The organism is Lentzea chajnantorensis (genome assembly GCF_054300775.1).
The window spans coordinates 2502689-2520652 of the sequence record NZ_JBSDZT010000002.1; the positions used below are offsets into that span (position 1 = coordinate 2502689).

Genomic DNA, 17964 nt, shown 5'->3' on the forward strand with positions numbered 1-17964 from the left:
CGCAATGTATGCGACCAGGAACCGCACGAACCGCCGCACCCGCACCGTCCGCGGGCCGGTGAACACCTCCCGCAGCGGAGGAATCCAGGGCCTTGTGCTGGTCAGGGACACGAGCCGGGCCGGTGTGTGGGTGCTCAAGCCCACCAAGCCGCAGGCCGCCGTGATCGAGGCGCAGCCCGTCGACGAGGGCAAGTCCGAAGCCTGACGTGCCCGAACTCCCAGAGGTCGAGGTAGTCCGCCTCGGCCTCGAAGCCCACGTCGCCGGCCGGGTGATCTCCTCGGTCGAGGTGCTGCACCCGCGTGCGATCCGCCGGCACGACCTGGGCTCCGCGGACTTCTGCGCGCGCCTGGCCGGTCAGCCGATGACCGCAGCCAGGCGCCGCGGCAAGTACCTCTGGGTGGAACTGGCCGACAAAGCCGCCATGCTCGCCCACCTGGGCATGAGCGGCCAAATGCTCGTCCAGCCGTCCACGGCACCGGACGAGAAACACCTCCGCGTCCGGTTCCGGTTCGCCGACGGCGGCCCGGAGCTGCGCTTCGTCGACCAGAGAACCTTCGGCGGCCTCGCCTTGGCTGAGCTGGTCGAGGTCGACGGCACCCTCGTCCCGGACACGGTCGCGCACATCGCCCGCGACCCGATGGACCCGCTCTTCTCCCGTGATGCCGCCGTGCGCGCGTTGCGCCTGCGTCACACGGAGGTCAAACGAGCCCTGCTCGACCAGACCCTCGTCTCCGGCATCGGCAACATCTACGCCGACGAGGCCCTCTGGCGTGCCAAGCTGCACGGCACCCGCATGACGGACAAGCTCACCAAGGTCAAGGCCGCCGAGCTGCTCGACCACGCCACCGACGTGATGCGCGAGGCCCTCGGCCAGGGCGGCACGTCGTTCGACGCGCTCTACGTCAACATCAACGGCCAGTCCGGCTACTTCGACCGCTCGCTCAACGCGTACGGCCAGGAGAACCGGCCCTGCAAGCGGTGCGGCGCGATGATGGTCCGAGAGCCGTTCATGAACCGGTCGTCGTTCTCCTGCCCGCGCTGTCAGCCGCGCCCCAGGTCCTGACCCCGGGCCGACCGGTCCTGGATTTGCTGCACCCGGACGTGCACCTCGTCGGCCACCTCGCGCCGCGCCCAGCGCTGCCGGCGGAACGCCGTCTCGGCGGTGGTCCCGGCGATGACCACGACGACGGCGAGGGCGATCGCTGACACCCAGAACCGCAGCGCGGGCTGTGCTGCCGATGTCAGCAACCCCACGGCCGCCGACGCCCACACCGTGTACACGCACAGCCGCCCGGGCTGGTCGGAGGTGAGCCACCGCCACCGGCCGCGGCTCGCGTCCCGTGCGAGCACGTCGGCGGCGTTCTCCAGGTGCAGGAGGTGCCAGCGGACCCGCTGCGGGTCGGCGGTGGTGTGCTTGCGCAGCAGGCGTTCGAGCTCGCGGCGCACCGGGGCCGGTTTCACCGGGGGTTTCAGCGCCACCGGCCAGTGGTCCTCGCGGAACTTCTCTGTCTTGTAGGCCTTGAGGACCAGGAACACCAGCTGGAAGCCCGCGACAGCGGCGAGGAAGACCAGCAACGGCCGCGCCAGCGGCGGGATCGGTGTGCCGACGGCCAGCGCTGCCGGCGAACCGATGAGGACGATGAGCAAGGGCAACCCCACCAACAGGAAGTACCTGGTGGGGTCGAGGTCCTGCGCGACCTGTTCGGCCGTGTTGATCGGCTTTCGGACGAGCGAGACGCACACGACCGCGATCATCACCGCGATCAGGACCACGATCCCGAACACCGCGAGGTAGACGGTCACCTCCCACCACTCGCGCGGGATCAGCAGCACCGGCACGGTGAACGCGACGGCGCCGAGCACCCCCGCGACCGGCCCGGCCCACGGTCGTGGCGGCGTCTCGGCGACGGCGGCGCGCCGCCGCGGTTCGGCGTCGATCTTCTCGACCAGACCGTCGTGGCCGGGGTCATCGGCCGCGCGGTGGGCCTGGAAGTGGGCGAGTTCCCTGATCGTGCGCGGCAGCTCGTGCGCCCTGGGCATCGCCGTGCCCTCCAGCAGCAACGGGATGATCGTCTTCCCGGCGGCGAGTGCCCACCGGATCTCGTTGTGCACCCAGTCCGTGCCGTCGGTCCGCAGCTCCCGCGCCCAGCCGTCGTGCACGACGACGACCACCACGTCGGACCGGTCGAGGTGGCGGCGCAGCTGGTTCGGGTAGCGCCGGCCGTGACCGATCGAGGCGGAGTCGAGGAAGACGGTGCCGGCGCCGAACCGTTCGGCGAGCCGCTCGTACAGCCCGCGGACGAACGCGAGGCGCTCGTCGTGGCGCCGGTAGTTCAGGAAGATGCCTCCCATGGCGTGCGACCGTAGCGGTACGGACACCGTGCGCGACAAGAGTTCGAGCGGATTGGACCGACGGGCCCCGGGAAGCAGGTGAGTCGGCGCGATGAGCGGCGGCATCTTCGTCAGCTACCGCAAGATGCACGACGGCGAACGGCGTGTGCACGCCCAGACCATCGAGGCGATCGTCGAACGCCTCCAGCACCACTTCGGTGAGGAGAAGGTGCTCGTCGACGTGGAGCTGGAGCCGGGCGTCCACTACCCGTCCCGGCTCCGCGACTGGCTGCGGGGCTGCGAGGTCGTGCTGGTGGTGATCCACCGCGAGTGGCTGGACGACCTCCGTGCGCGTCGCGGTGAGAAGTGGGACTGGGCGCGCTGGGAGGTCGAGACCGCGCTCGCCATGGGCCTGCACCTCGTCCCGGTGCTGCTCGACAACGCCCGGCTGCCCGGCAAGGAGCAGCTGCTCGCCGAGGACTTCCCCGGTCTGGCCGAGCTCGGCACCCGGCAGTACTGGCGGATCGGCTTCGGCAGCTGGAAGAAGGAGCTGGCGGAGCTGCTGCGAGCGCTGGAGGTGCGGGTCGCCACCGAGCCCCTGCCGGCGGCGGAACGACCGGAGCCTGTGCGCCGCAAGCACTTCCGGGCGGAGATGGGCGCGGCGGTGGTCACCGGCCTGACGGCGCCGTGGGTGCTGGCGCACTCGCCGGCGGGGCAGGGGCAGCCGGAGGAGTTCCTGGTGGCGCTGTCGATCGCGATGACCGTGGTGCTGGTCGTGTGGCTGGTGGTGGTCGCGGCCTGCTACGCGCTCCGGCACCTGTACGACCGGTACGACGTGCTGTTCGCCGAGGCCGGGCCGAACTCGAAGATCACCAACGGCCTGCTCGTCGCGGGCATCGGTCTCCTCCTGCTCCTCCTCGGCGCGGTGCTGTCGTACCGGGCGGTCGTGGCGGTGATGCTGGTGGTCGCCGCGTACGCCTTCGCGAGAGGCCACCGGTGGGTGGAGGAACGCCGCCGTGAGCGGTGGCCGTACCCGCACCTCGAACCGAGGTCCGAGCCCGTCCGCGGTGTGCTCGCGCACGCCAGCCGGTTCGTGGCCGAACGCGACCTGCTCACCAGGGCCGAGCGGGACCAGGTCGAGTTCGTGCTCGGGCAGGTCGAGTGGGCGCGGCGGCGGATGGACGACTTCGCCCGGCTGGGCAGGTGGGCGTGGTTGCGGCAGACGGGGAGCCTGCTGCCGGCGGCGTACGTGCTCGTCCTCGCCGCGGTGGCCGGCTCCGCGGTGCTCGCGATCGCCGAGGGCGCCGTTCCGTCCTACGGGGCGTTCCTCGCCGGCTCCGTCGTCGTGGCGCTGCTGTGCTGTCCCGTCACCTTCGAGCTCGCGTTCCGCTTGCAGCGGTGGCAGCGCCGGACCGTCGTGGCGGACCTGCCCGCTCACGTCGAACGGGTGCGCGCGCGGCTTGCCGAGATCAGCGTTCCGCCCACCCGACAGGAGCACGCCGGATGAAGATCGTCATTGCCCTGCTCGTCCTCGTGCTCGCCGGGTGCGGGAACACGCCACCGCCGGGCCCGACCGCGCAGAGCACGCCCACCGTTGCCGAGGAGAAGGTGCCGAAGGTCGTGGAGCTGCGGCTCGCCGAGGCGCGCGAGGTGCTGAAGGCACGGGGATACCGGGTGGTCGAGGAGGACGCGACCGGGCAGCGGCGGCCGGTCCTCGAACCGCGGAACTGGGTTGTCACCTCCCAGCTGCCGGAGGCCGGCGCCGACGCACCGGGCGGGACGGAGGTGGTGCTGGAGGTCCGCAAGCCCACGGACGCGTCGACGAGCCTGCCGCCGCCCGCGAAGGGGACCGTGCCGAACGTCGTGTGCCTCGACCTGCAGAAGGCGCAGGACACGTTGCAGGCGGCCGGGTTCTTCGTGTTGTCGTCGGAGGACGCGACCGGGCAGGGGCGGCGGCAGGTGGCCGACCGGAACTGGGTGGTGGTCAGCCAGTCCGCGGCCGCGGGCAGCACGCCCGAGGCCACCGTGAAGATCACGCTCGGGGCGGTGAAGCTCGGCGAGCCGACCGGGGCGTCCGGCTGTCCGAGCTGACGACGCCAACCGGCACCGGCCTCCCGCGTCCTACGACGGGGGAGGCCGTTCTCGTCGCGCCGGAGCACCAACGGGTTCGACAGTACTGTGCGATGCGTAGTACTGTTCACCACGCAACAGTGCGTCGGAGGGGCCATGGACACCAGTCAGCTGCTCAAGGGGGTGCTGGACCTGGCCGTGCTTGCGGTTCTGCGCAAGGACGACGGGTACGGCTACGACGTGGTGCGCAGACTGCGCGCCGGGGGGTTGAACGACGTGGGGGACGCGTCGGTGTACGGGACGCTGCGGCGGCTCTACAACGCCGGGATGCTGACGTCGTACGTGGTGCCCAGCGAAGAGGGCCCGCACCGCAAGTACTACAGCATCAACGAGCCCGGCCGGGTGCGCCTGGCCGAGTCGAGGGACACGTGGCGGTCGTTCGCCAGCACGCTGGACGGCCTGCTCGGGGAGGTCGCATGAACACGCAGGCACTGGGTGTCGAGCACTACGTGGCCGGGATGCGGGCCGCGCTCGACGACCTGCCGCCGCACGAGGTCGCCGAGATCATGGAGGACGTCGAGGCGCACCTCGCGGAGCTGTCGACCGAGCTGGGCGAGGACGAGACGATCGAGCGGCGGCTCGGGCCGCCCGAGCAGTACGCGCGGGAGCTGCGGCAGGCCGCCGGGTACCCGCCGCGGACCGAGCGGGTGCCGGTCACGGTCAAGCAGGCGCTGCTGACGCGGCCGCGTGCGGCGGCGTGGGGGTTGGCGGCGGCCACCGGGATCACGCTGCTCGCGGGGGCCGCGGCGTTGCGGGAGCCGGCGATCCTGCTGCTGCCGGCGGTGATCCTGGTGCTCAGCCTCGCGCTGGTGCAGGACCGCGGTCCGCAGCAGGCCGAGGTGATGAACCTGCGCGAGACGGTCAAGCTCAAGGAGTGGCTGACGCCGCAGGAGGGCACGCCGGCCGAACGCGCGCTGACCTACCTGCGGTCGTTGCAGCCCGCGTGGTGGCTGGTGCGGGCCGGGCTGCTCGGGCTCGGTGCCGTGCTGCTCGCCGGTCGTGACCTGCTCGGGTTCCTCGCTCTGGCCGCGATCGCCGTCGTGTCGGTGTTCGCGGCGCCGCGGGCCAAGACCGACCGCCGGTGGCTGTGGTTCACCCTGCCGGTCAGCGCGCTGGCGGTGGGCGTGCTGTTCTCGGTGATCGACGTGGCGGCCGACCAGCTGCGGTTCGGCGGCCCGGCGCGGCAGTCGTACTCGGCCCCGGTCGTGCGCGAGTACGAGAACATCTACGTCCGCGACGAGAACGGCAAGCTGCTCACCAACGTGCTGCTGTACGACCAGGACGGGCAGCCGATCAACGCGTCCGACCGGTACTACGGCTGCCAGAACCGCGGTGAGGAACCGATGATTCCGGCGAACCAGTACCCGCGGCCGAAGATCGACTACGAAAACGGTGTCTGTTACACCGTGACACCGAGTGCGGACACTCCGTCATCGGCGCCGAGTTCGGTGAGTTCGAGTGCGCCACCGCCTTCCAGTGGCGCACCGTCGAGCTCGGTGACACCCACTTCTGTGCCACCTAGCAAGTAATGCCGGGAGCGGGACCCGTCGGGGGGGTCCCGCTCCTACTTGTTTTCCTGCGGGTCGGCCAGGTGGCGCAATACGGGCATGGCGGACCGCAGGTGTTCGCGGTCTTCCGGCGAAAGTTCCGACATTCTTTCACTCAATAGTTCTGCTTCGCCGTGAGCGAGCGACAGGATCGTCTCGCGGCCGACTTCGGTGAGCACCACAATCGTGGCCCTTCCGTCGGCCGCGTCGGGCTCCCTGCGGACCAGTCCGGTGGACTCCAGGCTGGTCACGACCGTTGTCGCGGTCGGCTGCGAACACAGCGCGCGCACCGCGATCTCGCCGATCCGCATCGGGCCGTGGGCGCTCAGTTCTGACAGCACCAACAACTGGGTGGGTTGCAGACGACGGGCCGGAGCGGCCTGTCGAAGACTTCGCACCAGCCGGTGCACGGCCACCACGAGTTGAAGTGCCTCGTGGTTGGTGACGGTGGTGGGCATCGTTTCTCCGCGCGCATGTGATTGTCCGAATTCGGACACGAACCCTGGCACTTTCCCTCATTCACGCTCCGCGCGCTATCCGCCAATTGCCGATAACCCATTCGGCCGTTGTGGTGACCGGAGGTGTCACAGCGCGCGTCCAGCACGCTTGAATGCGCTGGTAAACGGCGTAAAAAGCGCACTGCGGTTCCCGCGAACGGGTGGCGTGCGGCACCGTGGTTCCGATCGGTCAGAACGTGTGACAAAGATCCGCGAAGGAGCGCCGGTGTGCCCGGGTGGCGTAGCGCGTGCCTCCGAACGGCCGTGGGGGTGCGGGGGCAGACTGACGAGGTGAGTGCGAAACCCAGGCGTGGCGAGCTCCGCATCTACCTCGGTGCCGCTCCGGGCGTCGGCAAGACGTTCGCGGTGCTCGGCGAGGCGCACCGCCGCCGGGAACGCGGCACGGACGTGGTCGTCGGCCTCGTCGAGACGCACGGCCGCGCGAAGACCGCGGACCTTCTCAGCGGACTGGAAATCGTGCCGCGGCGGCGGAGCACGCACCGCGGTGTCGAACTCACCGAGATGGACGTGGACGCGGTGCTCGCCCGCGCGCCCGAGGTCGCCGTCGTCGACGAGCTCGCGCACACCAACGCACCCGGCTCGCGTAATGCAAAAAGGTGGCAAGACGTCGAAGAACTGCTGGACGCCGGCATTGACGTCCTCTCGACCGTCAACGTGCAGCACCTGGAATCGCTGAACGACGTCGTCCAGCGCATAACCGGCGTGCCGCAACAGGAAACCGTCCCGGACGAGGTCGTGCGCAAAGCCGAGCAGACCCAGCTGGTCGACCTCACACCGGAAGCCTTGCGGCGCCGGCTCGCCCACGGCGACGTGTACGCGGCCACGAAGATCGACGCCGCGCTCGGCAACTACTTCCGCGTCGGCAACCTCACGGCGTTGCGGGAGCTCGCACTGCTGTGGGTCGCGGACCAGGTCGATGTCGCGTTGCTGCGTTATCGCACCGAACAGCAGATAACGGACACATGGGAAACGCGCGAACGAGTCGTCGTCGCCATCACCGGCGGCACGGAGAGCGAAACGCTCATCCGTCGCGCGCGCCGCATCGCAGCGCGCGCGGGAGCGGACCTTCTCGTCGTGCACGTCCTGCGCGGTGACGGTCTCGCGGGTGCCGATCCGCACTCGTTGCAGAGGTACCGCACGCTCACGGAGGACGTCGGGGCCACGTTCCACACCGTCGTGGGCGATGACGTGCCCACGGCGCTGCTGGAGTTCTCGCGCGGGGTGAACGCCACTCAGCTGGTAATCGGCACCTCGCGCCGGTCGCGGCTCGCACGTGTGTTCTCCGCGGGCATCGGTTCGACGGTCGTGCAGGAGTCCGGTGCGATCGACGTCCACATGGTCACGCACGCGGCGACCGGCTCCGGCTGGCGGGCCCGGTTCGCCGCCAGTCCGCTGCGGCCGGGACGGCTCGCGCTGGGCTGGGTCCTGGCCGTCGCCGGACCCGCTGCGGTCACGGCGGCGGGCGCGACCCTGCGCGAGGGCCTGAACTTCTCCACGACCGTCATCGGCTACCTGCTGGTGACGATGGTGGTCGCGACCGCAGGCGGCCTCGGACCGGCGCTCGCGACGGCCCTGCTGAGCGCGCTGCTGCTGAACTTCTTCTTCACCGAGCCGCTCTACACGTTCACCATCGACGCGCAGCAGAACGTGCTCACGTTCGTCGCGATGATCATCGTGGGCGTGTCGACCGCGCTGGTGGTGGACTACGCCGCCCGACGCGCCACCCAGGCCGCACGCGCTCGCACCGAAGCCACGCTCCTCGCCTCGTACGCGCGCACCGTGCTGACGAACCCCCATCCACTCGCACGACTGCTGGAGAAGGTGCGGGAGAACTTCGGCCTGACGTCGGTCGCGCTGCTGGAACGGGCCGACGGCGAGTGGCGGCGCGTGGCGGCCGTGGGCGCGCATTCGCCGGACGAGCCGGACGACGCCGAGATCGACATCGCGGTGACCGCGGACGTGCACCTGGCGGCCCGCGGCCGGTCGCTGCCCGCCTCCGACCGGCGGGTGCTGGAGGCGGCGGCCGGTCAGGCCCTGCTCGCGCTGCGCCAGCAGCGGATGGCCGAGCAGGCGCTGGAGGCTCAGCAGCAGGCGTCGCGGACCGAGCTGCGCACCGCGTTGCTCTCCGCCGTCGGCCACGACCTGCGCACGCCGCTGACGTCCATCAAGGCCTCCGTCTCGGCGCTGCGCGACCCGGACCTGACGCTGTCGGACCAGGACACGGCCGAGCTGCTGGAGACCGTCGAGGAGTCGGCCGACCGGCTCACCGGCCTCGTCGACAACCTGCTCGACTCCTCCCGCCTCGCGACCGGCGCGGTCGAGCCGCAGCTGCGCGCGGTCGGCTGCGACGAGGCGGTGGCGCTGGCGCTGCGCGGCCTGAACGGCGACGTCGAGGTCGACGTCCCCGAGACGCTGCCGCTCGTGCGCGCCGACATCGGGCTGCTCGAACGGGTGATCGCGAACGTGGTCGGCAACGCGCTGCGTTACGCCGGTGCCGTGGCGGTGCGGGCCAGCGCCCACGGCGACCACGTCGAGCTGCGGGTCGTCGACCACGGCCGCGGCCTGCCCAGCGGGACGGCGGAGGCGGTTTTCGCCCCGTTCCAGCGCCTCGGCGACCGCACGCCGGGTGGCGTTGGTCTCGGTCTGAGCGTGGCGAAGGGCTTCACCGAGGCCATGGCGGGCACGATCACGGTGGAGGACACGCCCGGCGGCGGCCTCACCGTGGTGATCGCGCTGCCGGCCGAGGAGGGGACCCCGTGACGAAGGTGCTGGTCGTCGACGACGAGCCGCAGATCGTGCGCGCGTTGCGGATCAACCTGTCCGCCCGCGGCTACGAGGTGCTCACCGCACCCGACGGCGCGACGGCGCTGCGGCTCGCCGCCGACGGCCGGCCCGACGTCGTCGTCCTGGACCTGGGCCTGCCGGACATGGACGGCACCGACGTCATCGCCGGTCTGCGCGGCTGGACGACGTTGCCGATCATCGTGCTGTCCGCGCGCACGGACTCGCACGACAAGGTTGACGCGCTGGACGCCGGCGCCGACGACTACGTGACGAAACCGTTCGGCATGGACGAGCTGCTCGCCCGGTTGCGCGCCGCCGTCCGCCGCTCCGCCGTGACCGGCCCTGAGGACGAGCCGGTCGTGCACACGGCCTCGTTCACCGTCGACCTCGCGGCCAAACGGGTGCTGAGGGACGGCGCGGAGGTGCACCTCACGCCTACCGAGTGGGGACTGCTGGAGGTGCTGGCGCGCAACGCGGGCAAGCTGGTCGCCCAGAAGCAGCTGCTGCGGGACGTCTGGGGCCCCGCGTACGAGAAGGAGACGCACTACCTGCGGGTGTACCTGGCGCAGCTGCGGCGGAAGCTGGAGCCCGAACCGGCCCGGCCGCGGCACCTGCTGACCGAACCGGGCATGGGCTACCGGTTCGAGCCCTGAGGGCGCCTACGGCTGGGGCGGGACCGGCGAGGTGCCGACGGTCGACGACGGCGTGGTCGGCGCCGTGCTCGACGTGGACGACCCGGTGGACGGGGTGGACGTGGCCGGCTCGGTCCACGACGTCGGCGGGTTGCTGTGCGTCTCGGTCGGCACCGCGGGGTTCGTCGTCACCTGCGGCTGCGCGGCCGGCTCCTGCGGCCGGGGCTGCTCGTCGGGACGCGCGGCCTGCCTGCGGTCCGAGCCGGCCTTGCCCGCCCCCTTGACCGACGACGACACGGTGACGACGACGGTGCTGGTGCTGCCGTCCGGGGCCACCGAGGTGAGCGTCTGCACGACGTCCGCGGTCGCGCGTTCCGGGGCGGCCTCCTGGCCGGAGCCGGCGAGCATGGCCGCGACGGTGGCGAACAGCGTGGCCACGACGACGCCACCGGCGGCCAGCACGACGGCCGTGCCGACGCGCTTCTTCTGCGGTGCGGCCGGCGAGCCGGGTGACTGCGGATGATCTACCTCGAACACACCCATCTCCTCGTGGGAAACCCGGTTGGATGGCTTTGCGTTCGAGTTATCGGCGGAAACGCACCAAGACCTCAGCAGGGCCACACCTTCGTGTAACCCTGTGTCACGTCGTGGGGACGGGCGTAACCCTACGGCGCCGTGGTCGTTGTGGCCGGCGCCGTCGTGGTGGTGGTCGTCGTGATCGCGGTGGTCGTCGTCACGACAGTCGTGGTGGTCGTCGGGTTCGTCGTCACCGGCGGCGGTTCCTCGGTCGTCACCGTCGTCGTGGTGCCGTCCGGGCGGGTGATCGTGGTGACCCGCGTGGGCCGCTTCGTCGTGGTCGTGGTGGCCGACGTGGTCGTCTCCGCCGTCGTCGAGGTCACCTCCGCGACCGACGAGGTGGTGGGCACCGTGGTGGAGGTGGTGCTCAGCGCGTCGCGCACGGCCTCCTTGCGCGGCGGCTGCTGGACGGGCGCCTCCGCGGCCGAGTCCGAGCCCGCGGCCAGCGAGGCGACCGCGGCGAAGACGGTGGCCAGCACCACGCCGGAGGCGGCGAGGATGATCTGGGGCGCACCGCGAAAGCGTGAACGCGCGTCGGGTTCCGGGCTCTCGTACACGAAGTTTCCCCTGCTCGAACCGTCAGTAGCCGTCTGTGGAGCCGTCAGAAGCCGAAGTTCTGCGTCCAGTAGAAACCGCGGGTGTCCAGGCCGACGCCCATGGTCGTGAACTTGCAGTTCTCGATGTTCGCCTTGTGGCCGGAGGAGTTCATCCAGCCCTGCATGACCTGCTCGGCGGTGCGGTAGCCCTGCGCGATGTTCTCGCCGCCGGGCTTCGGGTACCCGGCCGCCTTCATGCGCTCGGCGAAGTCCACGCCCTCGGGGGTGTCGTGGCTGAAGTACTTGCGGCTCGCCATGTCGGTGCTGTGCGCCTGGGCCGCGGTGGTGACGCGGTCGTCGATCACGAGCGCCTTGCAGCCCTTCGCGGCGCGGGCGTCGTTCACGAGGGCGAGCACGGCCTGCTCCGGCGTCTTGTCACCGGTGGGCGGCTTCGGCGGGTCCGGCGGCTTGGGCGCCTCGGACTGGGTCGTCGTCGTGGTGGTGGGAGCCGCCGACGAGGAGGTCGAGGAGGGCGTCGCCGTCGTCGTGGACGTGGTGGGAGCGGAGGAGGACGACGACGGGGTGGCGGTGCCCTGGACGGGGGTGCCGCCCGCGGTCTGCCTGCCGGGTGCGGCGGCGCTGCCCGATCCGAACTGGTTCGCCGCGTCGGTGCTCTCCTGCCGCGCGGCGGAGGTGACACCGATGCCGAGGGGAGAGGTGCCGCTGACGGCGAGGCCGCCGACGCCGGTCGCACCGATCAGCAGGCCGAGTAAGAGGCTGCGGGCACTCACGGCTGGGGACCGTACCACTAATGGGTGATAAGCCCAGGGTGCGTCTTCGGTCACCTCGGGTCACTGCGCGACCATTCGGAGGTGGACGTACGACTGAACGCGTGGGTGCGCGGACGAGTGCAAGGCGTGGGTTTCCGCTGGTGGACGCGGGCCCGAGCACTGGAGCTCGGCCTGGTGGGGAGTGCTTCGAACCGGGAGGACGGCCGGGTCGAGGTGGTCGCGGAGGGACCACGGGACAAGTGTGAACAACTCCTGAAGGCTCTCCGTTCGGGTGAAACTCCCGGACAGGTCGAATCGGTGGGTGAGCAGTGGTCCGGCGCCCGCGGCGGCCTGAACGGCTTCGTCGAACGCTGAACCTTCCGGCGACCGGTGGCGTAGAGGAGACCGTGGACTCCGGCGAAGACGTCCTCAACCAGCTGTACGAACGCTGGCGAGGCCCGTTGCTGCACTACGTGCTGCGACTGGTCGACGGCGACTACCAACAGGCAGAGGACGTGGTGCAGGAGACGTTGCTCAGGGCGTGGCGCCACCACGACGAGCTGGAACCCGACGACGCGGCACCGTGGCTCTACACGGTCGCGAAGAACCTGGTCATCTCCGGCTACCGGCGCCGCGGCGCACGCGCGACCGAGGTGCCGCTCGAACCCGTGGACCTGCCACCGGTCAGCGACCAGGTCGAGCACGTGCTGCAGGCGTGGCAGATCGCCTCGGCGCTGCGGGCCCTCACACCGGAGCACCGCGCCGTCGTCATCGAGCTGTACTACCGGCGCCGCACGGTCGCGGAGGCCGCCAAGACGCTCGGCGTCCCGCCGGGCACGGTCAAGTCGCGCTGCTTCTACGCGTTGCGGGCGCTGCGCGACGCCCTGGAGGAGAGAGGGGTGACCGAGGCATGAGCTGCGCGCACACCGTCGACGTCGGCGCCTACCTCTTCGGATCGCTCGACCTGAGGGAGCGCTCCGCGTTCGAACGCCACCTGCCCGGCTGCGCGGCGTGCCGGGCCGAGGTGCTGCGGTTCGCCCCGCTGCCGGGCCTGCTCGGCCGGCTGAGCCTGCGGGAGGTCGAGCACCTCGACGAGCTGCCCGCCGAGCCGCCGAAACCGGTCCGCGACCACCGTCGCCGCCGCCGTGTGCTGCTGGTGTGCGCGGCCGTGCTCGTCGCACTCGCGCTCGCCGGCGGCATCCTGTTCCTGCGGCCACCGCCCGCACCGACGTGGGCGGCGATGGACGCCGGCACCGGCGTGAACGCCGAGGTCGCGATGATCCAGAAGACCTGGGGCACCGAGCTGCGGTTCAAGCTCGGCAACGTCAAACCGGGCGCGCGGTGCAAGGTCATCGTGTTCGACCGGCGCGGGCAGCGGGAGATCGGCGGCTGGTGGGGGTCCGACCACACCGCTGACGAGCGGATTCCCGGCTCGACGTCGTTCCGGGTGGACCAGATCGACCGGCTGGAGGTGTCGGACGAGAGCGGCCTGCTGGTCACCCTCCGCCCTTAGGGGCACAGGTCGGCCCCCGCCTCCCGCAACCGGCGCAAGCGCTTGGGTACTCTGCGCGGCGTGCACCTCAAGAGCCTGACGCTGAAGGGCTTCAAGTCCTTCGCCTCGGCTACCACGCTGCGCTTCGAGCCCGGCATCACCTGTGTGGTCGGCCCCAACGGGTCCGGCAAGTCCAACGTGCTCGACGCGCTGCGCTGGGTGATGGGCACGCAGGGTGCCAAGGACCTGCGCGGCGGCAAGATGGAGGACGTCATCTTCGCGGGCACCTCCGGCCGCGCGCCGCTGGGCCGCGCCGAGGTGACGCTGACGATCGACAACTCCGACGGCGTGCTGCCGATCGAGTACACCGAGGTGTCGATCACCCGCCGGATGTTCCGCGAGGGCGCCACCGAGTACGAGATCAACGGCAGCTCCTGCCGCCTCATGGACATCCAGGAGCTGCTGTCGGACTCCGGCATCGGCCGCGAGATGCACGTGATCGTCGGTCAGGGCCAGCTCGCCGCGATCCTGGAGTCCAAGCCGGAGGAGCGGCGCGCGTTCGTCGAGGAGGCGGCCGGCGTCCTCAAGCACCGCAAGCGCAAGGAGAAGGCGCTGCGGAAGCTGGAGGCGATGCAGGCCAACCTGACCCGCCTCACCGACCTCACCGCCGAGCTGCGCCGCCAGCTCAAGCCGCTGGGCAAGCAGGCCGAGATCGCCCGCCGCGCCCAGGTCGTGCAGTCCGAGCTGCGGGACTCGAAGCTCCGCCTGCTCGCCGACGACCTCGTGACGCAGCGCGCGGCCATCGCCCAGGAGGAGCACGACGAGGCGAGGGCCCGCGAACGCCGCGCCGAGGTCGAGAAGTCGTTGCAGGCCGCCCAGTACCAGCAGAACGAGCTGGAGGAGCGGGTCGCCGCCGACACCCCGAAGCTGCAGGCCGCCCAGGACACCTGGTACCGGCTGTCCGCCCTGGAGGAACGCCTGCGCGGCACCGTCCGCCTGGCCGCCGAACGCGCCCGGCACCTGTCCGCGGACGTGGACGCGCCGTCGCGCGGTCGTGACCCGGACGACCTCGACCGCGAGGCCGAGGAGACCGCCGAGATGGAGCTGGAGCTTCCAGGAGGGCGTGACCGAGGCCAGGATCGCGCTGGCGGAGGCCGTGGAGACGCGCGCCGAGCTGGAGCGCATGGTCTCCCAGGCCGAGAAGGCGCACATCGCCGCCGTGCGGGCGATCGCCGACCGCCGGGAGGGCCTCGCGCGCCTGTCCGGTCAGGTGGAGGCGTTGCGCAGCAAGACGAACGCGACCGCCGAGGAGATCGAACGCCTCTCCGGCACGCTCTCCGAGGCCGCGGAACGCGTCGAGCTCGCGTCCGTCGAGCTGGCCGAGGCGCAGGCCGTCACCGGCTTCGAGGACGAGGGCGACAACGACCTCGACGAACGGCTCCGCCAGGCCGTGCAGGCCAACGACGCGGGCCGTCAGCGCGTCGAGGAGCTGGTCAAGGCCGAGCGCACCGCCGAACGCGACATCGCGTCGTGGCGGGCCCGCGTCGACGCCCTGTCGCTCGGTCTGACGCGCAAGGACGGCGCCGGCGCGCTGCTCGCGTCGGACGTGCCGGGCCTGCTGGGGTCCGTGGCCGCGCTGCTGACCGTCGACCCCGGCTACGAGGTGGCGCTGGCCGCCGCGCTCGGCCCGATCGCCGACGCCGTGGCGGTGTCCTCCGGTGACGGCGCGCTCGCGGCGCTGAAGCTGTTGAAGGAGAAGGACGCCGGCCGCGCGGGGGTGCTGATCGGCGGTCATGGGTCCACTGTGGACACCGCTCGGTGGGGACCGCTGCCGCACGGTGCGCGGTGGGCGGTCGACGTCGTGCACGCGCCCGAGGCGTTGCGTCCCGCACTGGCCCGCGCGCTCGACCGCCTCGCCGTGGTGGACGACCTGGACACCGCGGCCGGCTTGAACGTGCGCGCGGTGACCCGTGACGGTGACCTCTTCGGCACGGACTGGGCCGTCGGCGGCTCCGGCGGCCAGGGCCAGAGCGTGATCGAGGTGCAGGCCGCGGTCGACGAGGCCCAGGAGCAGCTGGCCACCGCGGAACGCGCGCTGCAGCACGCCTCCGCGGCGCTGGAGGGCGCCCGTGCCGAGCAGCAGGCCCGCCGCAAGGTGCTCGACGCGGTCAAGGAGGCCGTGCAGGAGGCCAAGGTCCGCCAGGCCCGCTCCGGCGAGCGGCTGAACCGGATGGCCGCCGCGGTGCGCTCGGCGCAGGCCGAGGTCGGCCGCATCACCGAGCAGCGCGCAAAGGTCGAGCGGTCGCGCGAGGAGGCCCTGCTGAAGCTGGGCGAGCTCGAAGAGCGGCTGCTGATGGCCGAAGAAGAGCAGACCATGGACGACGAGCCGGACACCGACCAGCGCGACGAGCTGGCCGCCGAGCTCGCCTCCGCGCGCCAGGCCGAGATGGACGCCCGGCTCGTGCAGCGCACCGCCGAGGAACGCGCGCGTGCGTTGCAGGGCAAGGCCGACAGCCTGCGCCGCGCCGCCCGTGCCGAACGCGAGGCCCGTGAACGCCACGCCCGCGCCACCGCCCACCGCGCCCGTGGCGCCGTGGTCGCGAAGGCCGTGGTGCGCGGCGGTGAGCAGGCGCTGGAGCGCATCGAGGTCTCCCTCGCCCGCGCCGCCCGTGAACGCGACCAGGCCCAGGAACGCCGCGCCCAGCACGAGCTGCTGCTGACCCAGGTGCGCAACCTCGTGCGCGAGATGTCCGGCGAGCTGGAGAAGCTCGTCGACGCCGTGCACCGCGACGAGGTGCTGCGCGCCGAGCAGCGCATGCGCATCGAGCAGCTGGAGACGAAGATCGCCGAGGACTTCGGCATCGGCCTCGACGACCTCGTGAACGAGTACGGCCCGGACGTGGTGGTGCCCGCCACCGCCGCCGAGCTCGCCGAGTACCAGGCGGCGAAGGAACGCGGCGAGCAGGTCTCCGAGCCGCAGCCCTCGCCCTACGACCGCGACACCCAGGCCCGCCGCGCCAAGCGCGCCGAACGCGACCTGTCGTTGCTGGGCAAGGTCAACCCGCTGGCGCTGGAGGAGTTCGCGGCGCTGGAGGAGCGCTACAAGTTCCTCTCCACGCAGCTGGAGGACATCAAGGACACCCGCCGCGACCTGCTCACCGTCGTGAAGGAGGTCGACGACAAGATCCTGGAGGTCTTCACGCTGGCCTACGAGGACGTGGCGCGCGAGTTCGAGGTCGTGTTCAAGGTGCTGTTCCCCGGCGGTGAGGGCCGGCTGGTGCTCACCGAGCCCGGCGACATGCTGACCACCGGCATCGAGCTGGAGGCCCGCCCGCCCGGCAAGAAGGTCAAGCGCCTGTCGCTGCTCTCCGGCGGCGAGAAGTCGCTGGCCGCCGTGGCGATGCTGGTGGCGATCTTCCGCGCCCGCCCCTCACCGTTCTACGTGATGGACGAGGTCGAGGCGGCGCTGGACGACACGAACCTGCACCGCCTGATCAGCCTGTTCGAGCAGCTGCGGGAACACTCGCAGCTGCTGATCATCACCCACCAGAAGCCGACCATGGAGATCGCGGACGCCCTGTACGGCGTCTCGATGCGCGGTGACGGCATCTCGCAGGTGATCTCGCAGCGGCTGCGGACGAAGGGCGAGGAACCCGAGCCCGCGAACGAGGCCTAGGACGAGGGCGACCGGAGCGGGCGCCTGGGGGGCGTGAACCGGCTCCGGTCGCGGCCTTCCGGCTGCGTCAGCGCGGTGGCCTCCCCCTCCGGGAGCCCCCTCGCCACCGCTCTGACGCAGCTCGCGCTCCGGGCGGGGTGTGATCCCCCAGTTCCACCGCACCACGTCCCGGCTCGCAGGACGAACTGTGCACGGCCGAGCTTGTGGAAACCTTGCATCCGCAGGTCAGAGGCGGTTCGATGGGGTCTACTCAGGCCTGCGCGAGTCGAGCCGCGCGGCTTCCTCCGGTGTCGGCGCGGTGCCACCGAGGTGCCGCGGCACCCACCACGCACCCGGCTCGTTGGGGTAGTCGGCCTGGGCGGTGTCGAGCAGGTCCTGCATCCGCTCGCGCAGCAACTCGTCGCCGGAGTCGCCGGGGGAGGCCTCGAACGGCTCGCCGATCAGGATGGTGACGGGCACGTGCCGCTGCGTGAGGTCCTTCTTGCGCCCCTTGGTCCACAACCGCTGCGTGCCCCACAGGGCGACGGGCACGAGCGGCACACCCGCCTCGTGCGCGAGCCGGTTCGCCCCGGACTTGATGTCCTTGACGGTGAACGACTGGCTGATGGTCGCCTCGGGGAAGATCCCGACGACCTCGCCGCCGCGGAGCGCGGACAGTGCCTGCTGGTAGGAGGCCTGACCCGCGCTCCGGTCGACGGGGATGTGGTGCATGCCGCGCATGAGCGGGCCTGCGATCTTGTTGGCGAAGATCTCGTGCTTCGCCATGAACCGCGTGAGCCGCCCCGACTGGAGCGCCCCGTAACCGCCGAAGATGAAGTCGAGGTAGCTGACGTGGTTCGACGCCAGCACCGCCCCGCCCTCACGCGGCACGTGATGCGCCCCTTTGACGGTGATCCGCAGGTCGAGCACGCGGAACATGAGCTTGGCCGCGGCGATCACCGGGGGGTACACGAGATCCGACATGCCTCAGA

General features: G+C 71.4%; 17 protein-coding genes and 1 pseudogene. 12 read left to right on the forward strand and 6 right to left on the reverse strand.

The window, feature by feature from the left end; translation table 11 throughout:
- Nucleotides 1-4: 4 nt before the first annotated feature.
- Both ACVDFE_RS13125 and mutM read left to right on the forward strand, forming a co-directional pair.
- The gene (locus tag ACVDFE_RS13125; RefSeq protein ID WP_030467960.1) at nt 5-205 is read left to right on the forward strand and encodes a hypothetical protein; all 201 of its coding nucleotides are present in this window, start codon (nt 5-7) and stop codon (nt 203-205) included.
- 1 nt (nt 206) lies between these two features.
- Nucleotides 207-1064, forward strand: a complete 858-nt coding sequence (gene mutM, locus ACVDFE_RS13130; protein WP_458430589.1) for a bifunctional DNA-formamidopyrimidine glycosylase/DNA-(apurinic or apyrimidinic site) lyase — start codon at nt 207-209, stop codon at nt 1062-1064.
- On the opposite strand, the gene ACVDFE_RS13135 is transcribed toward mutM, so the two are convergent.
- Nucleotides 1043-2353, reverse strand: a complete 1311-nt coding sequence (locus ACVDFE_RS13135; RefSeq protein WP_458430590.1) for a TIR domain-containing protein — start codon at nt 2351-2353, stop codon at nt 1043-1045. The genes mutM and ACVDFE_RS13135 overlap by 22 nt on opposite strands.
- A 91-nt stretch (nt 2354-2444) precedes the next feature.
- Here ACVDFE_RS13135 and ACVDFE_RS13140 point away from each other — a divergent pair, with 91 nt between their 5' ends.
- The 4 genes from ACVDFE_RS13140 to ACVDFE_RS13155 all read left to right on the forward strand — a co-directional run bounded on the left by ACVDFE_RS13140 (nt 2445) and on the right by ACVDFE_RS13155 (nt 5991).
- The gene (locus ACVDFE_RS13140) at nt 2445-3839 is read left to right on the forward strand and encodes a toll/interleukin-1 receptor domain-containing protein (RefSeq protein WP_458430591.1); all 1395 of its coding nucleotides are present in this window, start codon (nt 2445-2447) and stop codon (nt 3837-3839) included.
- Complete coding sequence (locus tag ACVDFE_RS13145) at nt 3836-4423, forward strand: PASTA domain-containing protein (protein WP_458430592.1); 588 nt, start codon at nt 3836-3838, stop codon at nt 4421-4423. The genes ACVDFE_RS13140 and ACVDFE_RS13145 overlap by 4 nt, the downstream gene beginning before the upstream one ends.
- 135 nt (nt 4424-4558) lie before the next feature.
- Nucleotides 4559-4882 carry a PadR family transcriptional regulator gene (locus ACVDFE_RS13150; protein WP_360391102.1) on the forward strand — a complete coding sequence of 108 codons (324 nt, stop codon included), beginning with the start codon at nt 4559-4561 and terminating at the stop codon, nt 4880-4882.
- The gene (locus tag ACVDFE_RS13155) at nt 4879-5991 is read left to right on the forward strand and encodes a DUF1700 domain-containing protein (protein WP_458430593.1); all 1113 of its coding nucleotides are present in this window, start codon (nt 4879-4881) and stop codon (nt 5989-5991) included. The genes ACVDFE_RS13150 and ACVDFE_RS13155 overlap by 4 nt, the downstream gene beginning before the upstream one ends.
- Before the next feature lie 35 nt (nt 5992-6026).
- Here the strand turns inward: ACVDFE_RS13155 and ACVDFE_RS13160 are convergent, their stop codons facing one another.
- Nucleotides 6027-6467: a MarR family winged helix-turn-helix transcriptional regulator gene (locus ACVDFE_RS13160; protein ID WP_090095422.1), complete on the reverse strand. Its 441-nt coding sequence runs from the start codon at nt 6465-6467 to the stop codon at nt 6027-6029.
- 309 nt (nt 6468-6776) lie between these two features.
- Here ACVDFE_RS13160 and ACVDFE_RS13165 point away from each other — a divergent pair, with 309 nt between their 5' ends.
- Together ACVDFE_RS13165 and ACVDFE_RS13170 are read left to right on the forward strand one after the other, a co-directional pair.
- Complete coding sequence (locus ACVDFE_RS13165; RefSeq protein ID WP_458430594.1) at nt 6777-9287, forward strand: DUF4118 domain-containing protein; 2511 nt, start codon at nt 6777-6779, stop codon at nt 9285-9287.
- Nucleotides 9284-9964, forward strand: coding sequence for a response regulator (locus tag ACVDFE_RS13170; RefSeq protein WP_360391093.1), 681 nt, complete (start codon nt 9284-9286; stop codon nt 9962-9964). Before ACVDFE_RS13165 ends, ACVDFE_RS13170 begins: the two co-directional genes overlap by 4 nt.
- Before the next feature lie 6 nt (nt 9965-9970).
- On the opposite strand, the gene ACVDFE_RS13175 is transcribed toward ACVDFE_RS13170, so the two are convergent.
- From ACVDFE_RS13175 to ACVDFE_RS13185, 3 genes are all read right to left on the reverse strand, one after another.
- On the reverse strand, nt 9971-10480 hold the full coding sequence (locus ACVDFE_RS13175; protein WP_360391091.1) for a hypothetical protein: 510 nt from the start codon (nt 10478-10480) through the stop codon (nt 9971-9973).
- A 128-nt stretch (nt 10481-10608) separates the two neighbouring features.
- Nucleotides 10609-11076, reverse strand: a complete 468-nt coding sequence (locus tag ACVDFE_RS13180; protein WP_360391088.1) for a hypothetical protein — start codon at nt 11074-11076, stop codon at nt 10609-10611.
- Nucleotides 11077-11120: 44 nt separating this feature from the next.
- Nucleotides 11121-11846 carry a CAP domain-containing protein gene (locus ACVDFE_RS13185; protein WP_360391085.1) on the reverse strand — a complete coding sequence of 242 codons (726 nt, stop codon included), beginning with the start codon at nt 11844-11846 and terminating at the stop codon, nt 11121-11123.
- 63 nt (nt 11847-11909) lie between these two features.
- On the opposite strand from ACVDFE_RS13185, the gene ACVDFE_RS13190 reads away from it, so the two are divergent.
- The 4 genes and pseudogenes from ACVDFE_RS13190 (at nt 11910) to smc (ending at nt 16993) form a co-directional block, all read left to right on the forward strand.
- A complete protein-coding gene (locus ACVDFE_RS13190; RefSeq protein WP_458434323.1) occupies nt 11910-12200 on the forward strand; it encodes an acylphosphatase in 291 nt (96 codons plus the stop codon).
- Between the two features lie 32 nt (nt 12201-12232).
- A complete protein-coding gene (locus ACVDFE_RS13195; protein ID WP_360391082.1) occupies nt 12233-12739 on the forward strand; it encodes a sigma-70 family RNA polymerase sigma factor in 507 nt (168 codons plus the stop codon).
- Complete coding sequence (locus ACVDFE_RS13200; RefSeq protein WP_458430595.1) at nt 12736-13338, forward strand: anti-sigma factor family protein; 603 nt, start codon at nt 12736-12738, stop codon at nt 13336-13338. Before ACVDFE_RS13195 ends, ACVDFE_RS13200 begins: the two co-directional genes overlap by 4 nt.
- A 60-nt stretch (nt 13339-13398) precedes the next feature.
- A pseudogene (gene smc / locus ACVDFE_RS13205) lies at nt 13399-16993 on the forward strand (chromosome segregation protein SMC).
- 246 nt (nt 16994-17239) lie between these two features.
- Here smc and ACVDFE_RS13210 read toward each other — a convergent pair.
- A complete protein-coding gene (locus ACVDFE_RS13210; protein WP_458430596.1) occupies nt 17240-17956 on the reverse strand; it encodes a lysophospholipid acyltransferase family protein in 717 nt (238 codons plus the stop codon).
- Between the last annotated feature and the right edge of the window lie 8 nt (nt 17957-17964).

Coding starts and splice junctions, on each gene's coding strand:
- ACVDFE_RS13160 (WP_090095422.1), bottom strand. CDS start 6,467: ATGCCCACCACCGTCACCAACCACGAGGCACTTCAACTCGTGGTGGCC.
- ACVDFE_RS13125 (WP_030467960.1), top strand. CDS start 5: ATGTATGCGACCAGGAACCGCACGAACCGCCGCACCCGCACCGTCCGC.
- ACVDFE_RS13210 (WP_458430596.1), bottom strand. CDS start 17,956: ATGTCGGATCTCGTGTACCCCCCGGTGATCGCCGCGGCCAAGCTCATG.
- ACVDFE_RS13145 (WP_458430592.1), top strand. CDS start 3,836: ATGAAGATCGTCATTGCCCTGCTCGTCCTCGTGCTCGCCGGGTGCGGG.
- ACVDFE_RS13135 (WP_458430590.1), bottom strand. CDS start 2,353: ATGGGAGGCATCTTCCTGAACTACCGGCGCCACGACGAGCGCCTCGCG.
- ACVDFE_RS13150 (WP_360391102.1), top strand. CDS start 4,559: ATGGACACCAGTCAGCTGCTCAAGGGGGTGCTGGACCTGGCCGTGCTT.
- ACVDFE_RS13200 (WP_458430595.1), top strand. CDS start 12,736: ATGAGCTGCGCGCACACCGTCGACGTCGGCGCCTACCTCTTCGGATCG.
- ACVDFE_RS13140 (WP_458430591.1), top strand. CDS start 2,445: ATGAGCGGCGGCATCTTCGTCAGCTACCGCAAGATGCACGACGGCGAA.
- ACVDFE_RS13155 (WP_458430593.1), top strand. CDS start 4,879: ATGAACACGCAGGCACTGGGTGTCGAGCACTACGTGGCCGGGATGCGG.